The sequence below is a fragment of the Paenibacillus sp. ATY16 genome, assembly GCF_003399985.2.
GTDB classification, from domain to species: domain Bacteria; phylum Bacillota; class Bacilli; order Paenibacillales; family Paenibacillaceae; genus Pristimantibacillus; species Pristimantibacillus glycanilyticus.
In genome coordinates this window covers 18,439-38,920 of record NZ_NMOK02000001.1, presented here as the reverse complement: position 1 = coordinate 38,920, position 20,482 = coordinate 18,439, and the positions used below count along the sequence as shown (strand labels likewise).

19 protein-coding genes are annotated in these 20,482 nt (G+C 51.9%); 5 read left to right on the top strand and 14 right to left on the bottom strand.

The genetic code is table 11. From position 1 onward, the window contains the following. Window positions 1-209: 209 nt before the first annotated feature. From CFI03_RS00230 to yyaC, 7 genes are all read right to left on the bottom strand, one after another. A complete protein-coding gene (locus CFI03_RS00230; protein WP_116393652.1) occupies window positions 210-569 on the bottom strand; it encodes a hypothetical protein in 360 nt (119 codons plus the stop codon). 87 nt (window positions 570-656) lie between these two features. Further along, a complete protein-coding gene (locus tag CFI03_RS00225) occupies window positions 657-1,742 on the bottom strand; it encodes an HD-GYP domain-containing protein (RefSeq protein WP_116393650.1) in 1,086 nt (361 codons plus the stop codon). A 165-nt stretch (window positions 1,743-1,907) separates the two neighbouring features. Beyond that, the gene (locus CFI03_RS00220; protein WP_248756129.1) at window positions 1,908-3,587 is read right to left on the bottom strand and encodes a histidine kinase N-terminal 7TM domain-containing diguanylate cyclase; all 1,680 of its coding nucleotides are present in this window, start codon (window positions 3,585-3,587) and stop codon (window positions 1,908-1,910) included. 100 nt (window positions 3,588-3,687) lie between these two features. After that, window positions 3,688-4,875, bottom strand: coding sequence for a class I SAM-dependent methyltransferase (locus CFI03_RS00215; RefSeq protein ID WP_116393647.1), 1,188 nt, complete (start codon window positions 4,873-4,875; stop codon window positions 3,688-3,690). A gap of 31 nt (window positions 4,876-4,906) precedes the next feature. Continuing rightward, the gene (locus tag CFI03_RS00210) at window positions 4,907-5,554 is read right to left on the bottom strand and encodes a DUF6483 family protein (protein ID WP_116393645.1); all 648 of its coding nucleotides are present in this window, start codon (window positions 5,552-5,554) and stop codon (window positions 4,907-4,909) included. A 21-nt stretch (window positions 5,555-5,575) separates the two neighbouring features. Then, the gene (locus tag CFI03_RS00205; protein ID WP_116393643.1) at window positions 5,576-6,403 is read right to left on the bottom strand and encodes an alpha/beta fold hydrolase; all 828 of its coding nucleotides are present in this window, start codon (window positions 6,401-6,403) and stop codon (window positions 5,576-5,578) included. Window positions 6,404-6,437: 34 nt separating this feature from the next. Then, the gene (gene yyaC / locus CFI03_RS00200) at window positions 6,438-6,968 is read right to left on the bottom strand and encodes a spore protease YyaC (RefSeq protein WP_116393641.1); all 531 of its coding nucleotides are present in this window, start codon (window positions 6,966-6,968) and stop codon (window positions 6,438-6,440) included. Between the two features lie 150 nt (window positions 6,969-7,118). On the opposite strand from yyaC, the gene CFI03_RS00195 reads away from it, so the two are divergent. Then, on the top strand, window positions 7,119-7,346 hold the full coding sequence (locus CFI03_RS00195) for a DUF1128 domain-containing protein (RefSeq protein WP_283094360.1): 228 nt from the start codon (window positions 7,119-7,121) through the stop codon (window positions 7,344-7,346). A 246-nt stretch (window positions 7,347-7,592) separates the two neighbouring features. Here the strand turns inward: CFI03_RS00195 and CFI03_RS00190 are convergent, their stop codons facing one another. The 4 genes from CFI03_RS00190 to CFI03_RS00175 all read right to left on the bottom strand — a co-directional run bounded on the left by CFI03_RS00190 (window position 7,593) and on the right by CFI03_RS00175 (window position 12,129). After that, window positions 7,593-8,063, bottom strand: coding sequence for a hypothetical protein (locus CFI03_RS00190; protein WP_116393640.1), 471 nt, complete (start codon window positions 8,061-8,063; stop codon window positions 7,593-7,595). A gap of 249 nt (window positions 8,064-8,312) precedes the next feature. Next, entirely contained in the window at window positions 8,313-9,902 is a 1,590-nt protein-coding gene (locus CFI03_RS00185) for a UDP-glucose--hexose-1-phosphate uridylyltransferase (protein WP_116393638.1), read from the bottom strand. A 36-nt stretch (window positions 9,903-9,938) separates the two neighbouring features. Next, entirely contained in the window at window positions 9,939-10,925 is a 987-nt protein-coding gene (gene galE, locus CFI03_RS00180) for a UDP-glucose 4-epimerase GalE (RefSeq protein ID WP_116393637.1), read from the bottom strand. A 31-nt stretch (window positions 10,926-10,956) separates the two neighbouring features. Then, the gene (locus tag CFI03_RS00175) at window positions 10,957-12,129 is read right to left on the bottom strand and encodes a galactokinase (protein ID WP_116393635.1); all 1,173 of its coding nucleotides are present in this window, start codon (window positions 12,127-12,129) and stop codon (window positions 10,957-10,959) included. A gap of 191 nt (window positions 12,130-12,320) precedes the next feature. On the opposite strand from CFI03_RS00175, the gene CFI03_RS00170 reads away from it, so the two are divergent. Both CFI03_RS00170 and CFI03_RS00165 read left to right on the top strand, forming a co-directional pair. Further along, on the top strand, window positions 12,321-13,184 hold the full coding sequence (locus CFI03_RS00170) for an AraC family transcriptional regulator (RefSeq protein ID WP_116393632.1): 864 nt from the start codon (window positions 12,321-12,323) through the stop codon (window positions 13,182-13,184). Window positions 13,185-13,208: 24 nt separating this feature from the next. Further along, window positions 13,209-14,471 (top strand): NAD(P)/FAD-dependent oxidoreductase, encoded by a 1,263-nt coding sequence (locus CFI03_RS00165; protein ID WP_248756125.1) that lies wholly within the window; start codon window positions 13,209-13,211, stop codon window positions 14,469-14,471. A 76-nt stretch (window positions 14,472-14,547) separates the two neighbouring features. On the opposite strand, the gene CFI03_RS00160 is transcribed toward CFI03_RS00165, so the two are convergent. Beyond that, complete coding sequence (locus tag CFI03_RS00160; RefSeq protein WP_116393630.1) at window positions 14,548-15,117, bottom strand: general stress protein; 570 nt, start codon at window positions 15,115-15,117, stop codon at window positions 14,548-14,550. Window positions 15,118-15,289: 172 nt separating this feature from the next. On the opposite strand from CFI03_RS00160, the gene CFI03_RS00155 reads away from it, so the two are divergent. After that, window positions 15,290-16,456: a magnesium transporter CorA family protein gene (locus CFI03_RS00155; RefSeq protein ID WP_116393629.1), complete on the top strand. Its 1,167-nt coding sequence runs from the start codon at window positions 15,290-15,292 to the stop codon at window positions 16,454-16,456. 29 nt (window positions 16,457-16,485) lie between these two features. Here the strand turns inward: CFI03_RS00155 and thrS are convergent, their stop codons facing one another. After that, entirely contained in the window at window positions 16,486-18,399 is a 1,914-nt protein-coding gene (gene thrS, locus CFI03_RS00150; protein ID WP_116393628.1) for a threonine--tRNA ligase, read from the bottom strand. A gap of 423 nt (window positions 18,400-18,822) precedes the next feature. Between thrS and CFI03_RS00145 the strand changes: the two genes are divergently transcribed. Then, on the top strand, window positions 18,823-19,674 hold the full coding sequence (locus CFI03_RS00145; RefSeq protein ID WP_248756124.1) for a lipase family protein: 852 nt from the start codon (window positions 18,823-18,825) through the stop codon (window positions 19,672-19,674). A gap of 40 nt (window positions 19,675-19,714) precedes the next feature. On the opposite strand, the gene CFI03_RS00140 is transcribed toward CFI03_RS00145, so the two are convergent. Further along, the gene (locus CFI03_RS00140; protein ID WP_116393627.1) at window positions 19,715-20,419 is read right to left on the bottom strand and encodes a hypothetical protein; all 705 of its coding nucleotides are present in this window, start codon (window positions 20,417-20,419) and stop codon (window positions 19,715-19,717) included. Window positions 20,420-20,482: the final 63 nt, after the last annotated feature.

Sequence of the window (20,482 nt, the reverse complement as noted above, 5' to 3'; positions counted from 1 at the left end):
CCTTAATAAACAAGATATTCAAAGACCGGCCTGCGCAGAATATAGCAATCCACCTCGAAACTTGTCCCATAGGATGTCAGGTTAAGAAGCAAACCACGCATTTGAATGTTTAATTGAATGTTTCCGGTCGCCACATTAACCTATTAGAAATAAAAAAGCGGCTGTGCACGTTATAACTAGCACAGCCGCTTTGAATCTAGTTCATTGAATTAACCGATAACGGCAAATGTCTCTACGCCGGATGGAATCGTTCTAGTACGGAATAAGGCTCCGTCGGCGCTTCGGAAGATCCGGAGCGTAAACGTTGCATTTGTTAGAGTCGTAATATTATTGAAGCGAATTACGCCAAAGCGGTCGAAATTCGCGGTGGAAACAACCGTGTTCCCTCTGGATAATCTAGCAAAAAAGCCGGTAGTGTTAAACGGAATCCCTTCCTCGTTTACCCAAACGATTGTCAATCTGCTAAAAATCGGGCCTGATTGCTGAGGTGCTAATTGGGCCGTTCTTTTAATTACTTTTCCCTTGCCTTTGGAAGGACTTTTTAAAGTCGGTCTTATTCTAGCAGCCATTTGTCACCCTCCCTCCTAATTCTTTATTAGGATATTCAGAGAGTGATAGCTTGGTATGGATAGAATCCTATGCACGTCCGTCCAAAATTACAATTCCTTGATGATTGTCAGATGCAGCTCGTCCTTCAATTCCAGATCATACGGCGAAGCGGGTTCCTTGCCGTCCGCTTCCCGGATAATCCGGACTCTTGGCCGATGCAGGGCAAGCTCGCTGTTAAGAGACACAACCCCAACCTGTCCCGAGCTGAGCAGTACCGTCGTTGATACCGGATATATGGATATATGCTTGCAGAACAGCTTGATCAGATCAAAATCAAAGTAAGTATTGCCTGCGGCAAACAGGAATTCAATCGCCTCGGAAGGTGTATACCGCTTGCGGTGAGGCCGCGGCGAGGTTAGCGCATCATAGACATCCGCAATTCCCACGATCTGTGCATACATATGAATCTCGTCCCGCTTCAGTCGGCGCGGATATCCGGAGCCGTCATAACGTTCGTGATGCTGAAGCGCGCAATGCGCCGATACGACCGAGATGTCATGATATTTGCGTAAAATATCAAAGCCTTCCTTGGTATGACTCTCCATCACTACCCGTTCTTCGGCTGTCAGTGGTCCTACCTTCTCAATCAGCTTTTGCGGGATCTTGGTCATTCCGATATCGAACAGGAGCGCGCCGATGCCAAGCTCCTCCAGCTGGTTGCGGTTATAACCCTTCGCAATTCCCATCACTCCGGCAAGCATTGCGACATTCACCGAATGATGGAACAAATAAGCGTCGGCGACATGAATATTCGTCAGATTGACCATCATGTTGGGCCTAGCCGTCAAATCCGTCATAATCTGGCCAAACACGTTGCGAAAGGTACGTCCCAAATCCGGGGCAATAGCCCTGCCCTTCATTACAACCGACTGGTCCTTGAAGGAATTCATCGTCTTATAGATCGCTTCCACCGCCTGCCGGCGGGTCTCGTCCCTGAGCGTATCCTCGGGAATAAGATCCTCTGTCATGCCGTCTTCAATATAAACAATATCCACGCCTAAATTTTGAAGCCGATTTATATAACGATCATTCAGCTCTACGCCTTCGCCAAGCAGAACCCGTCCATTATCTTGAAATATCGGTTTTGCAAGCTTGTCCCCAGGTTTGACCGATCCAATTTGCACTTTTCTCATCGCTCATACCTCTTTCGATCCATACTCAATCAACAGTACGAAGCTATTTTATCAGATATACGTTGGGCTGACCATCATGGAAGGATATCTATCATTGATTCTTAAAATAATGACAAAAAACTCGGCATACCAGGTCTGTTACCCCTTAGTTTGCCGAGTCTGCCATCAAGCCAGCTTACGCTTGACGATACGGTTGCGACCGCTGTATTTCGCTTCGTATAATGCCGCGTCAGCCTGGGCAAGCAATTCTCTCAGGAACGCCTTCGGATCGTCCAAAGCCCGCTTGTCAAACTGCTCTACCGAAACGACTCCCATACTGATTGTTACTCTGACCGACTGACTGCCTAGGCCCGTCCTGACGACATTCTGCTCTACCGATTCCTTAACCATGTCGGCGATAATATCCGCCTGGTCGCGGGTCGTATGAGGCAGGTAGACCGTGAATTCTTCACCGCCGTACCTGGCGAGAATATCGGCGGAACGCAGCGTGTTTTTCACCGCTTCGACCGTCGAGCAGATCACTTCGTCTCCTACTAGATGGCCATATTGATCGTTAATAGCCTTGAATAAATCGATATCGAAGAGGAAGATCGAAAAAGGAATGCCGTATTGCACGTTTACCGCAATCTCATGCTCCAGCTGCTGCAGCAAATATCTCCGGTTATAGCAGCCGGTTAATCCGTCCGTAATCGCCATATGCTCCAGCTTCTTGTTGGCTTGGAACAGCTCGTCCTGCATGATTAGCAGCTCGCGGTTCCTGTCCTGAAGCAGCTCGTTCTGCGTATTGGTCTCATCCACCAGCAGACGCAGCTCCGTCACGTCGTGGAAGGTCAAAAGGCGGCCGAGCAGCTCCTTCTTCTTCTGGCTCAGAATAGGGGCGGCCTGCACAACGATATAACGGTAATGGCCGTTATTATGCAGCGAGATCTCCAGCTCCTGACGTTCCATCGGCCACAGCTTCTGCTCCTGCAGGAACTGGTTGAACTGCTTCCGAAGCGACTTGGGAAGATGGACCGCAAGCGCCTCCGGAGAAAACCGCTCGCCAATCTTCAGCTTCAAGATCGGCTTCATCGCCTTGTTAAACTCCAGCACGACCCCGCTCTCATCCAGGACGATGATACCAGTCGAGATCGTGTTCATCACATCGCGCTGTACGATTTGAATGATGTCGAAGACCCGGTGTCTCGTAATCGCGTGCACAAGATACACCGCGGACAAAGTAATCCCTACGGAGAAGATCGAGAAATAAGAGGAAAAATAGTTAATAAGGACAATATTGACGAAAAAATCGCCTAATCCGAACAAAACAAGCACGAATACCCCGTTCATAGCCGTTCGGACAAGCATTTGCTGCCGGACGGACACGCCGCGGCGGAGCGTATAACCTATGATCACCAGGGAAACGAGAATATAAGAGAACAGCTGAACGATCATATACCAGTATAACGGTCCGCTCTGAAGCTGCTTGTCCGTCAACTGTTCGTTAATGGAGAGGAACAGCCGATCCGGATTTACGACGACAAACGCAACGGAGATCAGCGCCGGGACCGACAGCATAATAAGCCGCCGCGTACGTATCAACTGGGCTTGTCCCGTCATAAAAACAACAAAGATAAACCACCCTACGCCTACCAAGGACAATCCGGAGTATGAAGCCAAAAGATAAAAAAGCCTGTATGGAGAACCAGGCATCGTTTGAGCAATAAATTGAGTAAGCGGCCAAACCATCAACACCAAATGCAGCGCGAAATAAATTTTGTGCAGCACGGTAATGGTACCGACAGCAAACACGTAGAAAAACAAACCGAGCAGTACGAGGAACATGCTAAAATCCAGCCACATCATCGATTCCAATACGGTTCACCCATCCATTGTCTATCCATCTATTGCCATTGTAGCAAATGTTATTTCAATCGACAATTCTTTCCATAGGACTTCCTACGTATTATTTTCCGGAATAGGTAGGCCAAAGGTCCGCCAGCATATGTTCCAAAGACGGAGAAATGTGCAGGAAGCTGCGGAAGCGCTCGTACTGCTCCCATTTTTCCGCCGACCCTTTCTGCCCGCTGCGGACAGCTCGAATGAGCAGATTTTTAGGGGTATGCTCCGGATCTACAAACTCCAGCATCTGTACTTTGTAGCCAAGCACCTCCAGCAAGGTACCCCTGGCCGCGTCCGTAGCAAGAGCCGAGAAGCGCTCCTTCAGAAGTCCCTGCGACAGAATCGGAGACAACGCGTCGCTCTCCACCTGCCTGAACAACTCATGCTGGCAGCATGGCACGGACATAATGACCGAAGCTCCCCATTTAACTGCCTTGGCAAGCGCGGCATCCGTGGCCGTATCGCAGGCATGCAGAGTAACGACCATGTCGGCCTCGTTTAGCTCCTCGTAATCAGCGATGTCCCCTACCAGAAACTTCAGCTTGTCATAGTGAAGCCGGTCCGCAAGCTCCTGGCAAAAAGCGATCACGTCCGCCTTCAGGTCCAGGCCGATTATCGAAATCTCCCGCTTCTGCTCGACAGCCAGCAAGTGGTACAAGGCAAAGGTCAGATACGATTTGCCGCAGCCAAAATCGACAATCGTAAGCGGCTTGTCCGCCGGAAGGCTGGGCAGCACATCCGTCACCATCTCCAGGAAACGGTTGATCTGTCTGTACTTGTCCTGTTTCTTTGCATGCACGGCTCCGTCCTTCGACATAATGCCAAGCTCCACGAGAAAAGGCGCGGCGGTTCCTTCGGCCAGAATCCGGTTTTTCTGGCGGTTATGCTGCAGCTCTGCCGAAGCCTTTACCGTTCCGGTCGGCGGCTTGCTGAGAATCGTTGCCTTTCCTTTCTTGCTGAACAGCAGCTGGAGATCCTCCGTTGGCGTCTTGAACAATGCCTGCTTGTAATCGCCTTCGAGCAGCTCGACGATTCTGGCGCCCGCCAGCTCCGGCTTTACGTTATCATGGGTTACTTTATTGCTGTAATGGTATTCGAACTGCAGATGGAGCCCGTTCTTCAATTGAACCGGCCTCACCACCGTTTTGGGAGCAGCCGCGCCATCCTTGCGGCGCAACTGGCTTAGCGTTCCCTGCAGCAGTTCTCCTGCTTCTACGATTTTTTGTATGGACTGCTGCCATTCTTCTGTCATATTGAAAAGTCACTCCTATGGATCTTTGCTTTTATTTATTTGCCGCTAACGAATCAAGCCCGTATTGAACTTCCTCGCGGGGCAATCCGCCGGCTTCCAGCTTCTCGTCATCGCAATATAACAAGCGGCGGTAGAAGGCTTCGACCTCTTCGCCGGTTACTGCTCCATCTTCCATTAGCTCATACAGGACATCCTCTGCCCCCGCGAACTGTCCTTCCCCCTCCAGCCATTCGGCTTGCAGCTGCTTGACATGGTCCGGAAGCTCATACGCTTTTAACTGCTCAAGCAGCTCTCCCGCTTCCTTCGACGGGTTCGCAAGCGTAGGCTCGGCGTCAACTAACGACAGCCTCATAAAGAGCTGCAGCGCCTTTAAACCGGACGCAAAGCTGGCATCTTCGTTGCCGAGCTCGGCATGCAGCTCCGACTCCTGCTTCAAGGTTACGGCTATCGCCTGTATTTTGTCCGTCTCCATAACGCCGTTTGTAGTCAGCACCGCCATCAAATCCTTGTCGGACAAGGAACGGATCAGCTTGCCGCTAAGTCCAAACCGTTTATCCAGCAGCTCATCGATCACGAGCAAGGCGTCCTGATGCTTAAGCTCCCGCTTCAACTGCAAGATTTGCCCGACGGCCTCCGTCATCTGTTCGATCATGTTCATTAAGTAGTCGCGACGAAACAACCTGTTCCCCTCCCCTAATGGCTAATTAAGCTTATTTATGAAACGCAGCACGGCTTCCGCGAAAGCTTCAGGGCGCTCCACCATGCCCATATGTCCGGCATCCGCAAGCTTCTCGCGGGTAACGTTAGCCCCGTCGACAACAAAGGTGCGTTCCGCGGGAATAATTTGATCCTGCTCGCCAGCGAGCAGCAGCACCGGAAGCGTTGTCCGCTTCAGCACCTCCGTTCGGTCGGGACGATCTTTCATCCCTTTGGCCGCGCCAATCGCGCCAGCCGCGCTTGTGCCTCTGCCAATGGCGATGGAACGTTCTACCTGATCCGGCATCGCCGATTTATTGTCCGGGGAATAAAGCTTCGGAACAAGTCCCTCCACAAATGCGCTTACGCCGTCCTTTTTAATCGCGGCTACGGCATTATCCCTGTTTTCCTTCGCCGCATCGCCGTCGGGCAGCGGAGTGGAATGAACCAGCCCGAAAGCGGACAGCTTCTCTTCAAAGCGCTCGGCAAACGCAAGCGTAATATATCCTCCAAGCGAATGGCCGAGAACGCATGCCTTGTTTATTTTCAATTGCTCCAGCATGGCTGCCAGATCGTCCGCATACAATTCCATAGAATTCGTCTCTTCCGGTCCTGTCTCTGCGGATGAGCGTCCATGTCCGCGAAGATCGAGCGCAATAATGCGGGCTTGGCGGGCAAGCGGCTCTGCAACCCGCTCCCAATAGGCGGAGCTTCCGCAATAGCCGTGCAGCAGCACCACAACCGGCTTTTCATCCGTCTGAGAATCGTAATAAGCTAACGAGATGCCGCTTGGCAGCGTGATCGTGTGATTGGCGATGGTAAGTTGAGTCATTCGTCTACTCCTTCAACAAAGTTATTTGTCCAGCCTAGCCGGAAGCTTGCTTCCAGGCCTGATCCACCAGCTCCGCAACCGTCTCAGCCATTTGCATGACGGTATACAGCGAGGTCGTTTGAAGCGTCATATACGGCTTATGGCTGCTGGCATTAACGACACCCGCAATGCTGTAATCGCCAACGGCCGGCAGCCTGGCCCCCGTTGCTTGACCGGGCGTGAGCGGTCCTTCCGCCGTAATATACTTTCCAACGGACAGCGGCTTGCCAAGACAGGCATCAACCGCAATAATCACGGCATTCTCCCGCTCTGCCGATTGTTCCAGCGCTTCCGCGAACCGTTTTGCGTCACAGGGCTGCTTTAATGTTCCGAAGACATGTTGCCAACCCCGCTCTTCCAGCTTGGTGCCTACCAATGGGCCAAAGCTGTCTCCGGTGGAGCGGTCCGTACCGATACATAGGAATACGACCCGGCTGCGGTCGGGATGCCTTTCCGCAACATGAGCCAGAAATGCCTGAAGACCCTCCACCCCGTTATCCGCTTGAACGATTGTCTTCCCTGACATGAATACACCTGCTTTATGTTGTTCGTACAAATGGTAGTTTCTTTCATTGTACCCGAATTACGCGGTATGGTTCAATTTACAGGCATGAGATGCGTGAAATATGTTACAATGGCGAGAATAATGACAAGTTGTACGGAAAGGGGACTAATCATGGTGAATCTGGAAGAACAAACCCAGCAGAACGTGGAATTTATGATCGAGACCATCAAAACAAAGCTAAGAATGGCGACAGCGGCAGCGATGCAGGCTTCCCACTTCAGCATTGATCAATACGAGGATATCCGCGATTTGTACGAAGTTGTTGCTTCGAAGGAGAAATTCAGCATCAGCGAGGTTGAAGCTCTGGTATCGGAGCTGGGCAAGCTGCGCGGCAAATAGCGTCATTAAAGAAAGCACCGGCAGGCGTTCAACACCTGTCGGTGCTTTCCTTTACCCATAAGACTTCGGAACGAAGTCTTATGGCCTAGCTTTATGTTAGCCGTACTCTGAAAGTAACATTATTTATTACAATCTTTACCACTAACAGCCATTAACTAGATTTTTTTAGACAGATGTTCAATAACCAATTGTAGATAAAAAAAGGGGAGCTCCTATCCCAATCGGAGCTCCCCTTTTTGCTGTCTCTTATTCGTTTGTTTCCTCGGCTACCATAGAAGCCCCCGCCTCAGCCGATTCGATGGTCAAGCTGATCTGCACCGGCTTCTGCTCCCCCTTCAGGAAGAACGCCAGACGCTCGAGCTTTTCCGCCAGCTCCGTGCCTGTAAGCGTTGTATTCAACTGGTAGTTGAAATGGTCTGCCGGCTGTTCGTCCTGCTGGGCATAAGTGCTGCGACCTCTCCAGGCGCGTTCCTTCGCTCCGCCCTGTTGAACCAGCAGCTGGTCCTGCATCGGGTAAAACTTATCTGATTTATTCACCACACGCTCGTAAATCCGCAGCTTCTTGAGCAGCATATAATATTGCGCCGAATGCTTGAAATTCCAAGCTTCCCGAATATCCTTAAGCGTATAATCCATCTTCCAGCGCTTCAGCTTTTCGATCTGCTCCTCGGCGTTCAGCTGCAAGAAATCATCTAAAGGCATAATTGCTTCCGGCATTTTGACCCCTCCGTTAACCTGAAATAAATGCTCAGATAAGCGTTGACTTTCCCCTTTATCAAAAAAGAACACGTATCTTTCATAAAAATATAACAATGCGAATAGTTTATATTTTCATATAAAAAATACCATAATTTTTTTCGATTTACAAATTAATTTCTTTACAGATTTGTATTATTGCACATTCCTCATATGAAAAAACCGTCGTATATGTCCCAAGGGCAATACGACGGCTTTAGACCTACAATATTAGGCTTGTTTCAGGCCGAATGCAGCGAGGAAACGCTGGAATGCGGCATGGCCTTCTTCGGTTTGCTTAAACACGCCAGCGTCCTTCAATACTTCGGAGAATTTGGCGCCTGTCTCGCCTTCCACGATAGCTTGCGCCTGTTCATCCGTATTGGAAGTCCCATAGCGGGCTACCAGCGATTCAATCCATTCCGCGTGAAGACGGAGCGGATGGTCCGCGCTGTGCAGCTCGCTATGGAGCGCTTTGGTCTTGCCGGTCAGATAACCGGCAATCTGTTCAAGCTCAGCCTTCAGGCGGCCGGGAAGCACGGCTAGACCCATAACCTCAATCAGGCCGATATTTTCCTTCTTGATATGATGCAAGTGCTGATGCGGATGGAAAATCCCCATCGGATGCTCTTCGCTGGTCCGGTTGTTGCGGAGCACGAGATCAATCTCGTAAGCACCGTCATCAAGCAGCCTTGCAATCGGAGTAATCGTATTATGCGGAGTAAGCGATCCGTCGCCGTTAGCCGTAAAAGCAAGCACGTCGACCGCTTCGTCGCTGTAGCCGCGCCATGTATCGAGCATCCGGCAGGCTGCCTGCAGGACATCGTCCTTGGAAGCGCCGTTTACGCGGACAACCGACATCGGCCAATTCACGATGCTGAAGCGTACGCCCGGCAAGGACGGATCGGTAAACGAAGCTACCGGCTTAGCCTTCTCCATCGGGAAGGTATGGCGTCCAGCCTGGAAGTGGTCATGGCTTAGGATCGAGCCGCCAACGATCGGCAGATCGGCATTGGAGCCGATGAAATAGTGCGAGAACTGCTCCACGAAGTCCAGCAGGCGCTTGAAGGTGCCATGCGAGATTACCATAGGCTCATGGGCGCCTTTGAATACGATGCTGTGCTCGTTATAGTACACGTACGGCGAATACTGGAAGTACCACTGCTGGTTATCCAGCGTCAGCGGCAGCACGCGCAGGTTCTGGCGTGCCGGATGATCCGCGCGGCCGGCGTACCCAACGTTCTGCTCGCAGAGCAGGCATTTCGGGTAATGCGCCTGCGGCAAGGTTTTGAGCAGCGCAATTTCCTTCGGATCCTTCTCCGGCTTCGACAGATTGATCGTAATTTCCAGTTCGCCGTATTCGGTTTCGTGCAGCCAGTATTTATTTTTCCGGATGCGGTCCATCCGGATATAGTTGGAATCGATGCTCAGCTTGTAAAAAGCGTCCGTTGCCGCCTTGATGCCGGCCTCTGCCGTTGTCTTGCGGAACGCAGCCGCAGCCTCGGAAGGGCGCGGCATAAGCAGCCCCATAATGCGGGCATCCAGCAAATCGCGGTAAGTCAAAATGTTGTCTTCGATCAGGCCGACGGAATAACCGTAATCGAGCAAAGGCTCCAGCAGAGATACCGGGCTGTCCAGCTCTTCCTCCGGAATCTCGCCTTCATGCGGCTCCGTGAACTTGAACAGATCCAGCAGCGCATTACGGGAATAGTTTACGTCAAGCGGCTCAATCATCCCTTGGCGAAGGGCAAATTGGACAAGCCTGTCGATCAGGACAAGCGCTTCCGCTGCGGTAACGGTCGTGTTTTCTTTGACTGTCATGATGTAAAAAGCTCCTTTCCGTTCCTAAGCGGCTGCTTAGTTGCTGTAGCCGTTAGGGTGATTGACGTGCCAGTTCCAGGCGCTGCGAATAATGTCCTCGAGATTTGCGCGGGATGGGTTCCAGCCCAGCTCCTTGCGGGCACGTGCGGAAGATGCAACAAGCGTAGCCGGGTCGCCTGCGCGGCGAGGCTCGATAACCGCTTTGATCTCGCGCTCGGTTACCTTGCGGGCAATCTCAATCACTTCTTTGACGGAAAAGCCTTGGCCGTTGCCAAGGTTGTAAATCGCGCTGTCCGAGCCTTGACGAAGCTTATCTACGGCAAGGACATGGGCGTCGGCGAGGTCGCTCACATGGATATAGTCGCGGATGCAAGTGCCGTCCGGAGTTGCGTAATCATCGCCGAATACCGAGATATGAGGACGTTGGCCAAGCGCAGCCTGGAGCACGATCGGAATCAGATGGGTTTCCGGGCTATGATCTTCGCCGATTTTGCCGCTGGCGTGAGCGCCCGCCGCGTTGAAGTAACGAAGCGATACGTATTTGAGGCCATGAGCGACATCGAACCACTTCATCATTTTTTCCATCGCCAGCTTCGTTTCGCCGTAAGTGTTCGTTGGAAGCGTGCGGTCGAATTCGTCGATCGGCACATTCTCGGGCTCGCCGTAAGTGGCCGCCGTCGAAGAGAAGACGATTTTCTTTACGTCATGCTCGATCATTTTTTCCAGCAGACAGAGCGTACCGTATACATTGTTATGATAATATTTCGCAGGGTTTGTCATGCTCTCGCCAACCAGCGAGTTTGCCGCGAAGTGAATAACCGCGTCAATCTTGTTTTCTTTAAACACCGTATCCATAAATTCCGCATCGCGAAGGTCGCCTACGTACAGCTTGCCTCCAACAACCGCCTCGCGGTGGCCTTGCTGCAGATTATCGACTACCACGATTTCTTCTCCGCGTTCTGCAAGAGCAGCCACGGCGTGCGAACCGATATAGCCCGCTCCTCCGGTTACCAATACTGCCATACTCCTCATCCCACTTTCTCTATGTTTTATATTATTGAAGCTGTTCTACACCATTGCCGATGCTGCAAACGTAGAAGTCCGGAGTTAGTCCCGTTGCTTCCGTATATTTGCGTCCTACTTCTTCCTTGAAGCGTTCGATGCTGTCTTCGTGAACAAGCGATACGGTACAGCCGCCGAAGCCCGCGCCCGTCATGCGGGAGCCAAGCACACCCGGAACCTGGCGTGCAGCCGCAACCATCGCGTCAAGCTCGGGACCCGTCACTTCGTACAAATCGCGGAGCGAATCATGCGAGCCGTTCATGTATTGGCCAAACGCTTCGAGATCATTGGCTTTCAGGGCATCCATCGAGCGAAGAACGCGGTCGATCTCTTCGACTACGTGCTGTGCACGGTTGCGGACAATCTCATCCTTGATCAGATGTTTGTTTGCGTTGAACTGCTCCAGGTTGATTTGGCCCAGAAGCTTCAGCTCAGGGAATGCCGCCTGCAGGTCAACAACGGCCTGCTCGCATTGAGCGCGGCGTTCGTTGTACGCGGAATCTACCAGGCCGCGGCGTTTGTTCGTGTTGCCGATGACAAGCTTGTAAGCGCCGGATTGGAACGGAACGAGTTCGTACTCCAGCGTATCGCACATCAGCAGAATCGCATGGTCCTTCTTGCCGTTAGCTACGGCGAATTGGTCCATGATGCCGCATTGCACGCCGTTGAATTCGTTCTCCGATTTCTGGGACAGAAGGGCAATTTGAACCGTATCCGTAGGCTGGCCTTCCAACGTAAGCAAAGCGTAAGCCGTTACGACTTCAATCGATGCGGAAGAGGACAAGCCCGCGCCGTTTGGAATCTCGCCGTGGAAAAGCAGATCGTAACCGTTGCTGAATTTGATACCCTTTTGCTCCAGTTCGTAAACGATCCCTTTCGGATAGTTCATCCAGTCATCCGCTTCGTCGTATGCGATGTTGTCGATGTCAAGCGATTTGGAGGAAGGGAAATTTGTCGTCGCGAGTCCAAGCTGACGGTCATCGCGCTTGCGGATCAGCAAGGTTGTGCCGAACGTAAGTGCTGCCGGGAATACGTAACCGCCGTTATAGTCGGTATGCTCGCCAATCAGATTAACGCGTCCCGGTGCGTGAAAAGCTTTGATCTCAGCGGCTTCTCCGCCGAATTGCTGTATAAATTGTTGTGTAAGCTGCTCGATAGAGGCCATATGCTTGCAACAGTCCTTTTTTGTATAATTTTTGAAGCCTTTGTTCTGTTTTCAGTATAACGCAAGCGATTGCCCGAGCAAAATGGCGCAAAGTGCTTTTTACATGGATTTATGTGACTTTTAGCAAGCTTCTTGGCATGATAATATGGGATTATTGTAAATCCAACACCGGAAGGCAGGTGCCGTTAAAGATGAGGCAAGATACTTATAAGGTAGCCTCCAATCCCGTCATTACGTACAACGAGCACATGAATGTATTGTTTGCAGGCGAGAGCCAAACCAAACCGTCTCATCAGCGGGGACCTAAAGTATATGATTTTTACCTCATGCATACGGTGCTTGAAGGGAAAGGAGAATTCACCTGCGGAGGAAAAAGCTATCTTCTTCGGGCTGGGGATACCTTCCTGATCGAACCCGAGGCGCTTGTCAGCTATGTGTCCGATGCCAACGAGCCTTGGCTTTACCGCTGGGTCGCCTTTAACGGCCCGCAGGCAGCGGAGCTTGTGCAGGCGGCTGGCTTCTCCGTGGCCAATCCCGTCGCCGGGACGGCTGGGATAAGGCGCCTAGGCGTCCTGTACAACCACATTTTCAGTATTTTTCGCAAAAACGATCCTGCAGCCCATCTGAAAGCCGCCGGTTATTTGCAGCTGCTGCTGGCTGAATTCTGCACGGTTCATCAATTGGCTGAAGATAACGGAGCTATGACGGATGTAGATGACACCGATAAGCTGATCCAGCAAATGATTCATTATTTATCAACCCAATACGCCCAGCCCGTATCGATCGAGCAGATGGCCGAGTCCTTCGGCTATAACCGCGCTTATCTTTCTCGGGTATTCAAACGTTATACAGGCGAATCGCCGATTACGTTCCTGCTCAAGCTCCGGATCGACAAGGCCCGGCAAATGATCCGGGAACGCGAAGGACTTACTATCGAGCAGATAGCGGCGTCCGTCGGGCTTCAGGACTCCTTGTATTTCTCCAAGCAATTCCGCCGATTCTACGGCTTATCCCCCTCGGCCTACCGCGAATCCATGCGTCAAATGAAGTCGTAACGGGTATTCAAGGTTAGCCCATAATTGGGTATATTAACGGGCGAGGTGATCTTTATGAAGGAGCTGCACAGCGGACGGTTGTTCTGGCCGACAACCGAGGAGCAATACAAGGAATATTCCGCCCTGTCGGAAGACATACAAGTGCAGGTAGCCATTATCGGGGGCGGAATGTCCGGGTCCATGTGTGCCTATGCGTTGCAGAATAGCGGCATCAACGTCGCCATTATGGAGAGAGAGACGATTGCGGGCGGAAGCACTTCCGCCAATACGGGATTATTGCAATTTTCCAATGACATTATGCTATGCGAATTGATCGGGCAGATCGGAAAACAAGCTGCCGTAAGCTTCTATGCTGCCTGCAAGGATGCCGTTGCGCAGATTGGCAAAATTTCGGGCAAGCTGTCTGCCAATCCCCATTTCGTGCCGCGAAGCAGCCTTTATTACGCCAGCTCGGAGCAGGATCTTCCGAAGCTTCGGAAGGAGTACGAGACCCTGAGGCAGAACGGCTTTGATGTCGATTTTTGGGAAGCGGATACGATTTCGAAGCATTTCCCCTTCCGCCGCTCCGGAGCAATTATTACGAACGGCGATGCCGAAATTAATCCGTTCCGGTTCGTTCACGGAATGGCAGAAGCCGCAACGGCAAACGGCGCGCGCATATTCGAGCATACGGATGTGGTGTCTCATGAGAGTACAGCAGACGGCAAGCATCGGCTTGCAACCGCCAGCGGACATGTCGTTGTGGCGGACAAAGTCGTATACGCCGTTGGATATGAACCCGAGGAGCTGCGGGGGCAGCTAGTCAAGCCCGTCTTGAACCGTTCCTTTGCCGCCGTAACTGCCGTGCAAGACAAGAACAAGCTGCTTCATTGGCATAAACAGATGCTGATCTGGGAAACCGACAGACCTTACTTATATATGAGAACGACTATGGACGGACGAGTGATCATTGGAGGACTGGATGAACCGACCGAGCATCCCATTGACGGCGAGCAAGAGCGCAGCAAGCGTATCGATAAGCTGTATGACAAGCTGACCGCACACTTCCCGATGCTGGATGCCCCGTTCGAATACGAATGGAGCGCGACCTTCGGAGAATCGGTCGATAATCTGCCTTTTATAGGGGAGGATCCCGCTATGCCCGGTGTTTATTATTGCCTGGGGTACGGCGGAAACGGTACGGTGTACAGCATGATGGCTTCTAATATCCTGCTTGCTCTCATCAAAGAGGGGCATCATCCGCTCGTCGATATCGTAGGGCTGAAGCGGTCAACCCTTCAAGCATAAGTCGGTTGCGACGCAGCAGCACGCAAAAAGGGATTCAGCCAAGAGCCGAATCCCTTCTTCTATATCCGGAGAGAGGTCAGGAGCCGTGGAAAATCCGTTTCGCTCCGTGCTCCCTGTAAATGCCTTCCGCAATGCCCAGACGCGACAAATCCGGGCCGCCATCCTTATCCAGCAAGGATTTGCTCTCTTCCGTCTCGATTATGACTAAGGTTGCGCCTTCCCGAATGGAATCGCGGCAGGAGGCCGCTTCCTGCTCCTCGAGTCCAAGCGCCATCATAGCCCCTTCGATATGATCCTCATCGCCGAAAATATAATCGCCGGTCAGCGTATTGCCCATCGCCGTCAGCCCCGCAGCCGCAAATCCCGGGTTCCATGAGCCGCCTCCCGTCAGACCGATGGCCGGGATAAAAGCTGCTCCCGTCCAAGCCCTTCCGCGGCTTTCGTCCCTCTCCGCTTCGTTTGCCGTCTGCGCCAGCTCCGTCAATTCGTCGACGTGGATGTCGCTCTCGGCTTCAATTCGCCGGGAATGCTCGCTATCCTTTGCGAGGATCTTCATTTCCCCTTGGACGAAACCGGCTTGCTCAAGGGAATGAATAGTATCGATTACCTGCTGCTGTGTAGCGAATGATCCAATTATTTTAGCCATTGTCCATCATCCTCCTCTTCTTCCTTCAAGGTAGTTATACCCTGTTTCACCCGCAATCAATCTCGTTTAATCTCGGTTATAGGAAGGTTGTGCAAGAAAGCCGTTCAGGTTATGATGAAGAGTAAGCGACATGGAAATCGGAATTTAGACAGGAACGAACAGGAGGTAAAAAATGATTCACCGGATGCTTCGCTATCCCGACGACTGGGAATGGCATGTGCTTCAGCTGGAACGGCCTCCTATGGAGACGACCGAGGAACTGCCAAAGCGCAAAGACAATCGAAAAAAAACGGAAACGTCTAAGGCATCTATGACATTTACAGCACCTCCTGTAACAGACGACGACATGGAAGAACAATTGGCATGCAAGCGCCTCCTTCCCGAATGCTCAAGCTGGCTGGACGAGTGCTGGGGCAGACAGGTCAATAAGGTTACCGTGGCGCATTATGCCGATCACGGTACAATCGTATCTGGCACCTTGATGCTGCAGGCGTCGGAGGAAATGACCGATGTGCAGCCTTTTCACTTCTGGCTTACCGTGGATAAGCTTGTTACCCTGCATACGGACCTGCGACTCATGATTCGATTGCAGGATGATTCGGTTACTTCCAGGCTCAAAGACTGCGCATCCGCTCCCGAAGCGTTTTTTATTATGCTGGGGCAGCTGCTTGGACCGTTCCATACGGGACTTGACGGGTTTGAAAAAAGGCTGGGCGAGCTTGAGCAGGCCATGCGGATCTCGAATAGAACGGGGCTCCTCGACGTTATCTTTGAACGCCGCTATGATTTATTGCATTGGAGCCATCTTTTTATCCCTATCCGCGAGCTGTACGGTGCTGCCCAGGAGGCTTTTATGGACACGCTTACCGAGACGGAAGTATTCAAACGCACCACCTACAAGCTGGACCGGATTGATTCTCTGCTGAAGCATTACGCGCTCGAGATCGATACGCTGATTTCGATGGATGACGCGCTCTCCAGCTTCCGCGGCAACGATATTATGAAGACGCTGACCATCTTCACCGTTATCTTTACGCCTGCTACCGTTATAGGTGCCCTATGGGGAACAAACTTCAAACCGCTTCCTTGGGATACTCATCAATTGGGCTTTGCGGGGATGTGCGTCGTTATCCTTGTAATCACCATCCTGATTTATGTCTGGTTATGGCAAAAGGGCTGGACCGGCGATTTGCTCACGGGACGGGATTCCAATAAAAACAAGAAAAGTAAAAAGCAGGCCGTGATGCTCGAAGAACAGTTAACCGATAGAAGCGAAAGCATGGAGACGGAACCGAACCTGTCCCAGCTGTCACGCAAAAGGCGCTCCAAGACGATCTAAAATCGTCGGGAAGCGCCTTTTTTGCATGCCTATCTCCGGCTGTGGAGTTCCTCTATAATCGCTCCGGCGATCTCTTCCGGCTGCTGCACGGATCCTTCCGCCTCGCCTCGTTTGCGGACCGATACGCTTCCGCTTAGACGCTCGTTTTTCCCGACGACAAGCATATAAGGAACCTTCTCAAGCTGGGCCTTCCTTATTTTATTGCCGAGCTTTTCGCTGCGGGCGTCCACTTCTACCCGAATTCCCGCTTGAATAAGCTGCGATTTGATTTGAAGCGCGTAATCCAGCTCATGCTCCGATACCGGTATTACCTTGGCCTGCACCGGGGCCAGCCAGATCGGGAATGCCCCGCTGTAATGCTCGATCAGAATACCGATGAACCGGTCGAGAGAGCCGTAAACCGCGCGGTGGATAACAACCGGCCGCTGCTTCTTATTGTCTTCGCCGATATAAGACAGATCAAATTTCTCCGGCATCTGGAAATCAAGCTGGATGGTTCCGCACTGCCAGCTTCTCTTCAGGGCGTCCACGATATGAAAGTCGATTTTCGGTCCGTAAAAGGCACCGTCTCCTTCATTAACGCGATAGTTCACTCCCTGTGCATCCAACACATTCTTTAGAGACTGCTCGGCTTCATCCCACAGCTCATCCGAGCCCATATAATCGGCAGGCCGGGTCGACAGCTCGACGGTATAAGCAAACCCGAATACCTTGTACACCTCACCGATCAAATGCATGACCTTGCCGATTTCCGCTTCAATCTGATCCGGACGGACAAACAGATGGGCATCATCCTGGCAGAACGTGCGTACCCTCATCATGCCGCCTAATGCCCCCGACAGCTCATGCCGGTGTACCTGGCCGAACTCCGCCAGTCGTACCGGGAGCTCCCGATAGGAGCGCAAGCTGTTCTTGAAGATCAGCATATGCCCCGGGCAGTTCATTGGCTTTAACGCGAATTCGGACTCGTCAACTTTAGTGAAATACATGTTGTCCTTGTAATGATCCCAATGTCCCGACTGCTCCCACATCCGCTTGTTCATCATAAACGGCGTGCGGACCTCTTCATAATCGTTCTGGTTAAGCAGCTCCCGGGAGAAGCTTTCCAGCGCAGTCCTTATCGCCATTCCCTTGGGCAGGTAAAACGGCATCCCCGGCGCTTCCTCCGAGAACATGAACAGCTCCAGCTCTTTGCCCAGCTTGCGGTGGTCCCGCTTCTTCGCTTCCTCCAGCTGGTACAAATAGTCGGCTAGCTCCGTCTTGTTGAGGAATGCTGTACCATAGATGCGCTGAAGCATCTTATTGTCGGAATTGCCCCTCCAATAAGCGCCTGCCACGTGAAGCAGCTTGAAGGCTTTGATGCGCCCGGTTGAAGGCAAATGAGGCCCGCGGCACAGGTCAGCAAACTCCCCTTGCTCGTAAATACGGATTACTTCGCCTTCCGGCAAATCCCGGATCAGCTCCAGCTTGAGCGGCTCCCCTCTTTCTTCGAAAAGAGCCAGCGCTTCCTTCCGCGATACAACCCTCCGCCTGATCGGCAAGTTTTCCTTGACGATGCTCCGCATTTCCTTTTCTATGGCTTCCAGATCCTTGGTCGAAAGCGTATGGGCAAGGTCTACATCGTAATAAAAGCCGTCCTCGATTACCGGTCCGATGCCCAGCTTTACCGCTTCGCTGCCGTACAGCCGTTTGATCGCCTGCGCAAGCACATGCGCGGTGCTATGCCGGGAAATATAAAGCCCTTCCGGGCTGTCCAGAGCAATCATGTCGATTCGGCTGCCATCGCCAAACGGCTCATCAAGATCGGTCATCGTGCCGTCGATTGCCCCCGCTATTATCGTTTTCTTCCAATCGGCATCCATTGATTCCGCTACCTGCGCAATGGTCGTGCCTTGCAATACCCTCCTTATGCTTCCGTCTGGCCAAACAGCTTGAATCTCCATTTTTGCTCCTCCAATTCTTCCTTATTTTTTGAACGCAAAAAAACGCAGCTCTCCCTGCAAGGGACGAGTGCGTTCAGCTCGTGGTTCCACCCTAATTCCATCCCGCGCGTAATCGGCGCGACGATGCTCATTGGAATCCGTTAACGGGGATCAGTCGGTTACGTGTACTGTCGCAATTGCGGGTTCCAGGTGACGGCTGCAAAGCGGTAATCCCGATCTTTCACCGAAGAAGCTTTCAGCCGGGGCTTCTCTCTCTGGGCGGATATAGGGAAGGAGATCATGTCTTTGGTCATGGCCTTCGTATGAAATTTCTATTATGTTACAATGTTTTATTTCAAAAAGTCAAGAGGAATCAGTTCCCCATACAAGCGCCCAGACATAGTATACATAACCAGCCCAAGATAAGAGCGGAGGGATCCGTATATGGCAAAAACAACGAGAAGGTCCAATTCTAATACGACGACGGCGTTGCCAAGGCCAATGAGACAAGGCCAGCCGCAGCCATTTGATCTCCGCATCGCCCTGTTTCTTGCCGGTATTGCTGGACAGACTTACTCACAATTCGAGAATAAGGACGGCCTTTTCCTTGTCCCCCGAGGGTATGAACTAGTGGGGGCTTTCTCTGCCAAAGCTTATGATGATACCGAGGAACGCTTTGGCTTTGTTTTGCAATCGGACCGTTCTTCCGTTCTGGCCTTCCGGGGCTCCGGTTCAGCCGTGGACTGGGTATCGGATTTTATTGCCCAACAGACGACATACCGTCCCGTTAAAAATGCCGGCCAAACCCACAAAGGCTTTACCGACATTTATACATCCACCCGCTCGCAGGTGCTTGATCTGATCGAGCAGCTGCCGGTAGAAAAACCGTTATTTATTACCGGCCATAGTTTAGGCGGAGCGTTGGCTACCTTAGCTGCCCTCGATATCGCCGTCAATACGCCGTTTACCGCGCCCATCGTCTATACCTTTGGCGCTCCAAGAGTCGGGGATACTCGCTTCGTCAAGCTATACAACAATACGGTAGAGACGCATTGGCGCCTCCAAAACGAATACGATATCGTTCCCCATCTGCCTCCGCTTGTTTATCAGTCTCCGGATACGAAGAAAACGTATTTCTATATGCATGTCAAAGGCGAGGTAAAACGCGCCTTCCGGATGGGCTCGGTCTCCGGCAATCATATTCTGAGCAGCTATTTTGCCGACTTATGCGGCGAGGAGCCGCAGTTCGCCGAAGCGATTTGCTCGGAGCCGCCGGGCTGGTGCCCGCTAACTTGAACAAAAAACTCCGCAAAGCTGCGGAGTTTTTTTATCGTTTTCAGGTCCAGGATTGAAGGAGCCAGTTCCGTACCCGGTTAATGGTCTTATCCAAATTGCATACCGAATTCTGATCCACGTAAGGAGTCTGATGACAGAAATAATGAGCATGTCCGCCGATTAACGGAATCCCTTCCACAATAGACGGGGAATATTTGAACCGGTTCCAGCGAGGCACCGATGCCCCTTCCGCCGACCATCCTCCCCAAGTACCGATCCGGCTGATCGGATCGGTGAGTTTTCCTTCCGTATCAACGGAGTGAAGAAAGCATACTTTATCCCGCAGCTCCGGATGAATCGGAATGCGAGGCGAGCCCACCTGAACAATCCGGAAATTCCGGTTCAGACGCTGCTGATGCAGCATTTTCCCCGCCTGATAGGCTGCTGCCCCCCCCCCGCTATGTCCGATAAAAAGGATCGGCTCCTCCTCGCTCTTCATCGTTTCCTTCACTTGCTGGAATGCCGCACGCCCGCCGATCCGGCCAATGGACAAGCGGTTGGTAAGATCCGTGCCGACTTCAACAATTTGCCGGTACAGATTACGACTTACATCTCCATACGGGTGCAGAATATGAATGATTGGCTCGCGGCCATCCGCCCGAAATATCCGGTCAAGCTGATTCCTGCATTCGTCAAAATAGCCTTTGGTTGTAGCAACGCCAGCCAGCAAGTAAATCCGTATAGGCGAGCCGCTGATCGCTGTCATGATTCATCCCTCCGTTCATGCTGTGTTAATGGAATTGTGTACTTTCATTATGCGGGGGGATAA